Annotated in this window: 11 protein-coding genes, 3 tRNA genes and 1 pseudogene; 11 read left to right on the top strand and 4 right to left on the bottom strand. The window is 67.1% G+C overall.

The window, feature by feature from the left end; genetic code table 11:
• The 5 genes from AB0J64_RS56025 to AB0J64_RS56005 form a co-directional block, all read left to right on the top strand.
• Positions 1–950, top strand: a 950-nt coding sequence (locus AB0J64_RS56025; RefSeq protein ID WP_364046593.1) for a hypothetical protein, incomplete at its 5' end; no start/stop codon positions are given.
• Between the two features lie 62 nt (positions 951–1,012).
• Entirely contained in the window at positions 1,013–1,738 is a 726-nt protein-coding gene (locus AB0J64_RS56020; protein WP_364046590.1) for an SDR family oxidoreductase, read from the top strand.
• A gap of 81 nt (positions 1,739–1,819) precedes the next feature.
• A tRNA-Gly gene (locus AB0J64_RS56015) sits at positions 1,820–1,891 on the top strand.
• A gap of 15 nt (positions 1,892–1,906) precedes the next feature.
• Positions 1,907–1,980 (top strand) — tRNA-Cys (locus AB0J64_RS56010).
• A 1-nt stretch (position 1,981) separates the two neighbouring features.
• A tRNA-Val gene (locus AB0J64_RS56005) sits at positions 1,982–2,056 on the top strand.
• A gap of 51 nt (positions 2,057–2,107) precedes the next feature.
• Here AB0J64_RS56005 and AB0J64_RS56000 read toward each other — a convergent pair.
• On the bottom strand, positions 2,108–3,412 hold the full coding sequence (locus tag AB0J64_RS56000; RefSeq protein WP_364046587.1) for a serine/threonine-protein kinase: 1,305 nt from the start codon (positions 3,410–3,412) through the stop codon (positions 2,108–2,110).
• 159 nt (positions 3,413–3,571) lie between these two features.
• Here AB0J64_RS56000 and AB0J64_RS55995 point away from each other — a divergent pair, with 159 nt between their 5' ends.
• The 5 genes and pseudogenes from AB0J64_RS55995 (at position 3,572) to AB0J64_RS55975 (ending at position 6,296) form a co-directional block, all read left to right on the top strand.
• A complete protein-coding gene (locus AB0J64_RS55995; protein WP_364046584.1) occupies positions 3,572–4,003 on the top strand; it encodes a nuclear transport factor 2 family protein in 432 nt (143 codons plus the stop codon).
• A 352-nt stretch (positions 4,004–4,355) separates the two neighbouring features.
• Positions 4,356–5,042, top strand: a complete 687-nt coding sequence (locus AB0J64_RS55990; RefSeq protein WP_364046581.1) for a hypothetical protein — start codon at positions 4,356–4,358, stop codon at positions 5,040–5,042.
• 142 nt (positions 5,043–5,184) lie between these two features.
• Complete coding sequence (locus tag AB0J64_RS55985; RefSeq protein ID WP_364046578.1) at positions 5,185–5,922, top strand: helix-turn-helix domain-containing protein; 738 nt, start codon at positions 5,185–5,187, stop codon at positions 5,920–5,922.
• Positions 5,903–6,100 (top strand): annotated as a pseudogene (locus AB0J64_RS55980) (hypothetical protein); the annotation flags it as partial. The gene AB0J64_RS55985 and the pseudogene AB0J64_RS55980, both read left to right, overlap by 20 nt.
• Positions 6,101–6,167: 67 nt before the next feature.
• Positions 6,168–6,296: a hypothetical protein gene (locus AB0J64_RS55975; protein ID WP_364046575.1), complete on the top strand. Its 129-nt coding sequence runs from the start codon at positions 6,168–6,170 to the stop codon at positions 6,294–6,296.
• On the opposite strand, the gene pip is transcribed toward AB0J64_RS55975, so the two are convergent.
• Positions 6,284–7,252 carry a prolyl aminopeptidase gene (pip, locus tag AB0J64_RS55970; protein ID WP_364046596.1) on the bottom strand — a complete coding sequence of 323 codons (969 nt, stop codon included), beginning with the start codon at positions 7,250–7,252 and terminating at the stop codon, positions 6,284–6,286. The genes AB0J64_RS55975 and pip overlap by 13 nt on opposite strands.
• A 256-nt stretch (positions 7,253–7,508) precedes the next feature.
• Between pip and AB0J64_RS55965 the strand changes: the two genes are divergently transcribed.
• Entirely contained in the window at positions 7,509–7,766 is a 258-nt protein-coding gene (locus tag AB0J64_RS55965; RefSeq protein ID WP_364046572.1) for a winged helix-turn-helix domain-containing protein, read from the top strand.
• Between the two features lie 194 nt (positions 7,767–7,960).
• Here the strand turns inward: AB0J64_RS55965 and AB0J64_RS55960 are convergent, their stop codons facing one another.
• Together AB0J64_RS55960 and AB0J64_RS55955 are read right to left on the bottom strand one after the other, a co-directional pair.
• Positions 7,961–8,476 carry a hypothetical protein gene (locus tag AB0J64_RS55960; protein WP_364046569.1) on the bottom strand — a complete coding sequence of 172 codons (516 nt, stop codon included), beginning with the start codon at positions 8,474–8,476 and terminating at the stop codon, positions 7,961–7,963.
• 124 nt (positions 8,477–8,600) lie between these two features.
• Positions 8,601–9,119 (bottom strand): DUF732 domain-containing protein, encoded by a 519-nt coding sequence (locus AB0J64_RS55955; RefSeq protein ID WP_364046566.1) that lies wholly within the window; start codon positions 9,117–9,119, stop codon positions 8,601–8,603.
• Positions 9,120–9,876: the final 757 nt, after the last annotated feature.

Genomic DNA, 9,876 nt, shown 5'->3' with positions numbered 1-9,876 from the left:
TGGTCAACTGGCTGCTGCCGGGGGTCTCGTCGGTGCTGGAGACCACGCTCGCCTACGAGCAGGCGGCGGTCGAGCTGACGGCGTGGGTGGCGCGGATGGAGGCGGACGGGTATCTGAGGCAGGCGTACGAGTTCGGCGTGCTGGAGCACGTCGATCATCTGTACCGGTTCGCGAACCTGTACGAGACGATCGAGCACCGCAGGGCGGACAAGGTCGTGGACCGGCTGACCGAGGTGATGCCGGGGCGGCCGACGTACCTGCAGCACAGGGACCCGATGGACAACGTGCGGGAGCCGTACCAGAGGAGGTCGACGGAGCCGCTGTCGCGCCTGCACACGCTCACGGTCACGGCGGCCGAGCAGCAGGCCATGAACTTCTACATGAACGTCGGCCCCATGCTTATGGAGCCGGTCGCCCGCGGGCTCTACCAGGAGATCGCCATGATCGAGGAGGGGCACGTCACGCACTACGAGTCGCTCGTCGATCCGGGCCAGAGCTGGTGGGAACGGCTGCTCAACCATGAGTACAACGAGTGCTACATGTACTACTCGTTCGCGCAGACCGAGGCGCACCCCAGAGTGCGCACCATCTGGGAGCTGAACCTCGGCATGGAGCTGGAGCACCTGCGGCTGGCGGCCGAGCTGTTCAAGCGGTTCGACGATCGCGATCCCGACCAGGTGCTGGCCCCGGCCTGCCCGCCGCCGGTGACGTTCGAGCCGAACAAGGCGTACCTGCGCGAGCTGATCGCCGCCCAGAGCGACTACACCACCGTGGGGCCGGGCTACACGCGGGAGGCGCACGAGCGCTTCCGCAAGGCGCAGGACGCGCTCATGGGCGGTGACAGGGCGCCCTCGGAGCAGGTCGTCGACCGCAACCGGGCGGTCTCCGGCCAGGAGTATCTCCTGGAGACGGAGGGGCCGCACCCCGCGGAGCTCCAGGCCCGCCGCTAGCGCCTGGAGCGGGGGCTCATGACAGCCTAGGGTGGGCTCATGACAGCCTAGAGTGGGGGCTCATGACAGCAGTCGCCCTCATCACCGGTGCGTCGCGCGGCCTGGGAGCCGTGATCGCGCACAGGCTGGCCGCCGACGGCCTGGCCGTCGCGGTCAACTACCGTTCGGACGCCGCCGGAGCGGAGAAGGTCGTGGCCGCGATCCGGGACGCGGGCGGCGCCGCGGAGGCGTTCGCCGCCGACGTCACGGACGAGTCCGAGGTGGCCGACCTGGTCTCCCGTGTCACCGGCCGCCTCGGCCCGGTGCACGTGCTGGTGATCAACGCGACGGGCCCGCAGCCCTCCATCCCGCTGGAGGAGCTCACCTGGCAGTCGCACCTCGACCAGCTCACGTTCTTCGTCAAGAGCCCGACGCTGCTGGTGCAGGCGGTGCTGCCGGCCATGCGCGAGCGCCGCGGCGGCCGCGTCATCCAGATCGGCTCCGACGTCGTCGACCGCAACCTGCCCGGCATGTCCGCCTACATCGCGGCGAAGGGCGCCCAGCACGCCATGACCCTCACCTGGGCGCGGGAGCTGGGTCCACACGGCATCACGGCCAACATCGTCGCCCCGGGCTGGATCCCGGTGGAGCGGCACGCGGGCCTCGACGAGAGCGGCTATCTCGCGGAGGTCCCCCTGGGCAGGATGGGCACGCCCGAGGACGTGGCGGCCACGGTCTCGTTCCTCGCCTCGGAGGGCGGCGGGTTCGTCACGGGGCAGCGCATCTCGGTCAACGGCGGCCACACGTGACCTGCGCGGGGCCTATTCAGTTTGGGGACTGGGCCAGGATTCGCTAGAGTTCTCTCGTCGCCCGGCGCGAGCGGGGCGCACGCGGAAGTGGCTCAGTGGTAGAGCATCACCTTGCCAAGGTGAGGGTCGCGGGTTCGAATCCCGTCTTCCGCTCGGAGCTTCCGGCTCGGTGGCGTGGCCGAGAGGCGAGGCAGCGGCCTGCAAAGCCGTCCACACGGGTTCAAATCCCGTCGCCACCTCCAAGGACGATTAGCTCAGCGGGAGAGCGCTTCCCTGACACGGAAGAGGTCACTGGTTCAATCCCAGTATCGTCCACCATGATCAAGGGGTCAGGTTCACGGCGAACCTGACCCCTTGATCGTTCAACCGTCATTTCGCGCCGTGCTTCTTCACCTTGGCCTTCTTCACCTTGACGTTCTTGGTCTTGACGTCCTTGGTCTTGGCCTTCGGCGTCTTGGTCGCCTCTGTCTTGGTCGGCTCCGTCTTGGTCTTCGTCGCCGGTGCGTGCGAGGCACCGGCCGCCTGCGTGGAGACGGACGGTGTCGTACGGGCGGGCTCCGGTTCGCGCCTGCCGGCATGGCGCTGGGCGACGACTTCGCGGGCCTGGAGCGCCGTGGTGTCCGGCGCGAGCGTGGCCGGCGACGGAGTGGGCTGGGCCACGGTCGTCGGACGCGGCGCGCCCGGCTCGCCGCTCCACCACGACGCCGTCGCCAGCACGCTGACGATCAGGGCCGCGACGGCGGCCGCCTGCCGCCAGTGCTCGGTCGCCCGCTGCCGGAACGGCGTCCCCTTCCCGAACGGACGATCGCCGGACGAGGCGGTGATCCGCCCGCTGTCACCGTCAAGGGTCGGAGCGTCCAGAGAGACCGGAAGGATCGGGGACGCGCACAGCGCGGACAGTTGCTCGTACGCGCGGTCCGCGTCGGTGCGCCGGTCCGGATCCTTCTCCAGCAGTCCGGTGATGATCGGGGCGAGCGGCCCGGCGTGCTCGAACGGCTCCGGCGCCGAGGTCAGCACCGCGGAGAGGGTGGCGAGCTCGCTGCTGAGCCCGAACGGGGCACGGCCCTCGACCGCCGCGTACAAGGTGGCGCCCAGCGACCACAGGTCGGCCTGCGGCGTGGCGGGGCCGCCGCGCGCGCGTTCGGGGGCGATGTAGGCGGGCGTGCCGACGACGATGCCCTCCTGGGTACGGCGCCCCTGGTCGTCCAGGGTGCTGGCCAGCCCGAAGTCGGTCAGCATGGCGTGCCGGTCGTCGGTGATGAGGATGTTGGCCGGCTTGATGTCGCGGTGCACGATGCCGCCGGCATGAGCGGCGCGCAGGGCGTCCAGCATCTCGAGCCCGATCCGGGCGACCGAGGCCACGGGCAGCGGTCCCCGTTCGGCGATCAGCTGGGCGAGGCTGGGGGCGGGGACGAACTGCAGCACGATCCACGGCCGCTCGTCGGCGACCACCACGTCGTACACGGCGGCGATGCGCGGGTGGCTCAGCCGCGCGGTCAGGCGCGCCTCGCGCAGGGTGCGCCCGAGCAGCTCCTCCCGCTCCGGCCCCAGCTCGTACGGGATGCGCAGCTCCTTGACCGCCACCTGCCGGTCCAGCAGCTCGTCATGGGCGCGCCAGACGCGGCCCATGGCGCCCCGGCCCACCTCGGCGAGCAATCTGTACCGACCCGCCAATAACCAACCTTCGTAGCCTGTAACGGGCATGACGACAGGCGTACCCGGTGATCATCCGATCATGCAAGTAAAATCCCCAAGAAACACGGCCTGGCGCGGCGCTCACCGTGTGGCCCGGCGCACTGGTCATCGGGCGGGCACGGCGCAACGATCGGCATCATGGACATACAGGAGATCGCCGACCGGCTGCACATCACCGACCTGCTGGCCCGCTACACCCACGCCGTCGACTCCGGCCAGTGGGACCTGCTCGACGAGGTGTTCACCCCCGACGCCGTGATCGACTACCGCACCGCGGGCGGCATCAGGGGCACGCGGGACGAGGTCAAGGCCTGGCTCGCGGAGGTGCTGCCGCACTGGCCCGGGCGCCTGCACCTCGTCGGCGCTGCGCGGATCGACTTCGCGGACGGCGAGGCACGCGTGAGCGCCCCCTTCAGCGACACCCTCGCCCCCACCAGGGACATGGTCACCGCGGACACCGAGGGCTTCCTGCACGGCGGCGGCTGGTACCACCACCGCATGCGGCGCACGCCCGGCGGCTGGCGCAGCGTGGAGCTGGTCGAGGAGCAGTCCTGGCGCACCGCTCGCTGATTACCCCGGCCCCGCACCCGGCGAGATGCGCAGGCTCCGGGCTCTTGGCTCTCTCGGACCAAGGACCCGAGCACCGGCGAGCCTGATGTCGTCCCCTTCTGCCGGCAGCGCAGCGGCACTGCAACTGCCCAGATTGACGATACTACGTTTAACAAAGTATTTCGCGGATCATGCTCATCAGCGGGCCTCCGATACTAAAGACAATTCCCGCCGCGCTGCTGGCCTTTGCCGTGCTTTGCGGTTGCGGGGAGACCGGGGCGGCGCCGGCCGGGCCCGCGTCCACGCGGAGCGCGCCCGCAGGCAGCGCGGCGGTGGACAAGCAGCACCAGCTCGAAGCGGTCAAGGCGGATGCATGAAACAGCAGGGCTTCAAGTACGTCGCGTGGGTGATGCCGGAGAAGGAGGAGACCGACGAGGAACGTAACCGCGCGTCCGGCGAATACCGGGCGATGCGGAAATATCGCGAAAAATATGGGTTCGGGGCGTTCGCCATGAGCGTCTACCCCCAGGAGATGACCCGCCAGGCCGGCGTCGCCGAACTTGACGCGAACCCGAACGCGAAGCTCATGCTCGCGCTCTCCAACGCCCAGGCGCTGGCCTACATCAAGGCCAGGAACACATGCGAGGGCACCGCGGCCAAGCAGGTACTCGGCCTGAACGTGAGGTCGGGTGCCGATCTGCTGTCCCAGCTCTTGGCGGCCAGGAAGGAGGCGATGACCACCGAGCTCGACAGCGACCCGAAGCTGGTGGAGCTGGCCACCGCCATGGCCACCTGCCTGAAGGGGAAGGGCTACGCCGTCAGCGACGCCAAGCCAACAGCCGTCGCGGACCGCGGCGCCACGTTCGCCGGCGAGTACGCAAAGCTCCGGAACGGCAGCCAGCCACTCACCGACCAGCAGGCCCGACAGCATTTGGACAGGGAGATCAAGGCCGCGCTCGACGACCTGGAGTGCGGCAAGGACTTCTACCCCGAGTTCGAGCCCCGGAAGCGGGAGATCACACGGCAGGTGGCGCAGAAGTTCGGCAGAAGCGACATCTGAGGCCTGGGCCCGCTTCGCAGGCACCCGGCGGGTGGACGCCACGGTGAAGGATGGAGGTCGAACCGAAGGGATCGCGCATCCTCGGACAGGTTTCCGCCCCCGGTAGGGTGCGATTTTCAGATGGCACGAAGATGCTTGATGGATGACCGGCGAAGAACCCAGCGATCTGATCCGCAGCGTGTCCCGCGCGCTCCGCGTGCTGGAAGAGGTCTCGCGGGCTGACCGGCCGCTGTCGGTCAAGGTCATCGCCCGCCGCTGCGGCCTCAACTTGTCCACCTCCTACCACCTGGTCCGGACCCTCTGCTACGAGGGCTACCTGCACCGGCGGCCGGAGGGCGACTATCTGCCCGGCTCGAAGGTGGCCGAGCGCTTCCACGAGATGCTGGAGTCGTTCGAGCGGCCGCCGCGCGCCGCCGAGGTGCTCCGGCGCCTGGCCGAATCCTCCGGCCACACCGCCTACCTGGCCCAGCTCGCCGACGCGCGGCTCATGGTGGTGGACCTCGCGGAGGGGCCGCGCTCCCCGTGGCTGGAGGACCTGCAGGCGGGCCTGGAGACGGCGCCGCACGCCACCGCGCTGGGCAAGGCGCTGCTGCTCCCCCTGCCGCCGCGGGTCCGGCGCGACGTGCTCACCGAGCACGGCCTGCGCCGCTTCACCTCCATGACCCCGGCGAGCGTGGAGGACGTGGAGGAGGAGCTGGCGGGGCTGCGGCCGGGACAGGTGGTGGAGGAGCACGGGCAGTTCAGGCAGGACGTGGCGTGCGCCGCCGCGGTGGTGCCCGGCACGCAGTGGGCGATCGGCATCTCGACCCGCGGCCTGACCGTCCCCCCTGCCGCCGTCGCCCACCTGGTGCTCGCCGTCCGTGACCTGGCGGGGCCTTAATGCGTTGCACCCGGGAACGGACCTTCGCCACTCTGGGCGGCATGAGCGTTCCCTACCGGCAGATCCGTGCCGCCTACGGTGGACCGCGTCCAGCGGTCCACCGCAGGTAGCGGACGGAGTCCGCACCTACACCGAGGAGTCGATCACCGTCTACCAGGCTTATGACGCCGCCATCGCCGAGCCCGCCGTGGCGGCGCAGCGCTTCGTGGCGCCGTTCAAGCGGGATCACCGACATCACGGACCGGGTGCGGGAGGTCCGCGCGGCGGTGTCAGGCCGCGCGGACGTGTCCGGCCTGCTGCCGGTGGAGCGGCCTTACCCCTTGACCGGCGACATCATGGAGACGATCGGGGCGGACGCCGGTCAGCGTGGGTGACGGAAGCGGTCGGTGGCCTCGATGAGCAGGCGGCGGGTCCCGGGCTCGGAGCCGCCGTGGCCGGCGTCCTCCACGATGTGGAGCTCCGCCTCGGGCCAGGCCTGGTGCAGGTCCCATGCCTGGCTGGGCGGCGTCTTGACGTCGTAGCGGCCGTTCACGATGACTGCCGGGATGTGGCGGACGCGGTCGATGCCGGCGAGCAGGCCCCCCTCAGGCTTCTGCTCGGCGAGGAAGGCGCCGTTGGCGATGTAGTGGTGGGTGATGCGGGCGAACGCCACCAGCATGGCGTCGTCGAGGTCGGGCAGCGGCACCGGCAGCAGGGTGTTGGCGGACAGCTCCCAGCCCATCCAGGCTCGGGCGGCTGGGACGTGGACGGCGGGGTCGGGGTCGTTGATGCGGCGGCCGTAGGCGGCGACGAGGTCGTCCCGCTCGCCGGCGGGGATCGGGGCGAGGAACGCCGCCCATTCGGCGGGGAACAGGTGGGCCGCGCCTCCGGGGGTGAAGGCCCAGGCCACGTCCGCGGGGCGGACGAGCCACACGCCGCGCAGCACGAGCTCGGTGACCCGGTCGGGGTACGCCTGCGCGTAGGCCAGGCCGAGTGTGGTGCCCCAGCTGCCGCCGAAGACGAGCCAGCGCTCGATCCCCAGGTGCTCGCGCAGCCGTTCGATGTCGGCCACCAGATGCGAGGTGGTGTTGCGCTCCAGCGACACCCCCGGGTCGCCCGCGAAGGGGCGGCTGCGACCGCAGTTGCGCTGGTCGAACAGCACGATCCGGTAAGCGGACGGATCGAAGAACCGCCGGAAGTCCGGGAGCAGGCCCCCTCCGGGGCCGCCGTGCAGGAACAACGCGGGCTTGCCTGAGGGGTTGCCGCAGGTCTCCCAGTAGAGCTCGTTGCCGTCGCCGACGGCGAGCATTCCGGAGTCGTACGGCTCGATCGGCGGATACCAGTCCATCACACCCATGGGACCCTAGTATGGAACGCCGACGCTCAAGGAATGGCCTGTCATGAAAGTGATCCTTTTCGGGGCGACCGGGATGATCGGGCGCGGGGTGTCTGAGTGAGACCTACGATGCGGCTGAGTCAGTCCGACCCAGGTTGAGAGAAGCTAGAGAGCATTAAGGGCGGGGCGCGATACGGAGGCGCTGGAGGTCGGCGGCCGGAAGGGGCTCGTCTCGAAAGAACCGGCTGGCCAAGCCTGCAAGCTGACCAGTGTGCAGCTGGAGGAGCTGCAGACTGCCCTGGATGGGGGGCCTGTCGCGCATGGCTGGGATGAGGATCAGCGCTGGACGCTGGCCCGGATCGCGGAGCCGATCCGCCAGCGGCTCGGCGTCGCCTACACCGTGTCTGGGGGCGTGTTATCTGCTGCACGGCTGGGATGGAGCTGGCAGGCGCCTTCCCGGCGGGCTATCGAGCGCAACGAGGCAGCGATCGCCGCTTGGCGGGATGAGGTCGAGCCGGAGGGGCCATGACGATGGATCAAGAGCTATCTCCGATCGCTTCTGACCCCGTGCGATGATCTGGTACCTCGCAACCGCGATTGCCTTGATGTGGCTCTCAAGCGCGGCGAATAGAGCATGCGTGGCCTTGATGACCAACTGCATCTGCACGTCGGCGGCCAGATGGTACGAAGTGACGGTTACGTGCCGATGCACATTTCGCTGCATCACTTGCTTGCGTTCTTACTCCGATTGCCTGCTAGGGCAATCTGTTCTATTGCTCCGCCCGCGCCGATGCCAATTATGCCGATCAGGGTGAGATAAGATCCGCCAGCAAGGACACTACCGCCCTCTTGACCCTGAGATGCAAGGAATACAAGCAATACAAAGAGCACAAAGGCGAATATTCCTCCAGTAAGCATTAGCGCTATCGAAACACCGCTACGCCTCGAATCACTGGGAGGTCCCCCGACTCCGATCAGCACCGACGTCAGGGCGATAACCGCAGCTAGAGGAACCATCCACAGCGCCGCTAGCATACTAGCGGTTGGATCTCCAGAGTCTGCACCCTCAGATCCGGCTTCAGCTGCGGCGTTCGCGAGCTGAATTCCAGTGGCGTTTACTACTACAAAGCTGCTGACGTATGGAACGGCGAAAAATGCCACGAGCACTATGATCGAACTAATAGCTGCAATTGTATACCCAGGAACGAATTGCTCTCTAGGAGTTGCATTTTCCGTCATAACGGCATCCTCTCCCGCGTTATGTTCTCTCGGATTAATGCCGGAGCCACGATGCACCGCATGGACCCCTCGCTGGTAGATCGGCCGGCCTACCAGCGGCCCAAGGCCATTGGCTTATCGCCTGCTACAGCCGGAATGCATTCATCGCAGCTTGAACGAATGCCGGGACGTGGTACGAGTAGACTCCGAACTCTTGCACCAGGCTATAGTCGGAATCGACAACCCTGTGCCCGACTGCGATAGCCTGCCCGTCCGGTGCGACAATTCCTGCATCATGAATATCTCTGAGGAATTGCTCATCCGCAACCGACCCCGGCGGACCCTCGTTCGGTCGATACGCGTTCATGGCAGCTTGAACGAATGCCGGGACGTGGTACGGGTAGACTCCGAACTCTTGCACCAGGCTGTAGTTGGAATCGACGACCCTGTGCCCCACTGCGATAGCTTGCTCGTCCGGAGCGGCAATTCCTGCATCATGAATATCTCTGAGGAATTGTTCATCATTGGGGTCAAATCGCTGAGGCCGGCCGGCGAAACTCCATTCGCTTCCAGTCGTCGCGATTCTTTGCTCACTGCCATTCGCCTGACCATTTGCGTTCACTCCAATTGAAGCAGTGAGAGCGAAGACGGCCGCGAGTGCCACCGACCCTGGATCTCTAATTATTCGCAGCATTTCATCAGCTCCTCTTAGCATGACGTGCAGACTTGTACCCGTCCACGACTAACAGGTGCTCGCTTATTTACACCTCCAGCTTTGCGTTGTACGACTTTACCGCCCAATAGGCCATTACCATGCAAGCAACCCATACGATCAGACCCGTAATGGACCCGATGACAGCCCAAGCCATAGCAGGCTAACCAGGAACGCCACAAACGGTCCTAATCCCAGCTCCCGTGTCTTTTGCGTACAGATTTCAGAGGTCTGGAATGAGCAAGAGAAACACGGCGACGGCTATTGACTTTTTCGCCGCAGTCTCCATAAACGCACGAAACTGTTTAGCGGGTAACCAGCTTCTCCAGAGATCGACTCCGTGGATAGAGGACTACCTAAGCCTCATTTGGCGTTCAATTAATAGATAACCCGCTGGTCGGTGTAGGGGGAAGACCTCAGGCGTGGCCATGGCGCGGATATTGCGCACCTTTTGGGCTGTATGGGCTTAGTGCCTGGAGCCGTCGAGATGGGCTTGCCTCGAGTTGAGGTGGACTCTGAGCGTGTTTGATGATCGTTCATGGCGGAGTCCGTTAGCCCTGGGGCCGAGCACGTCGGCGCTGAGGGGCGATGACGGTAGAGCGCGTTGCCGTCGCCGACGCCGTCGCCGACGGCGAGCATTCCGGAGTCGTACGGCTCGATCGGCGGATACCAGTCCATCACACCCATGGGACCCTAGTACGGAACGCCG

Source organism: Nonomuraea sp. NPDC049695, from assembly GCF_040674955.1.
Classification (GTDB): Bacteria; Actinomycetota; Actinomycetes; order Streptosporangiales; family Streptosporangiaceae; genus Nonomuraea; species Nonomuraea helvata.
This window is presented reverse-complemented; position numbering and strand designations above follow the sequence as displayed.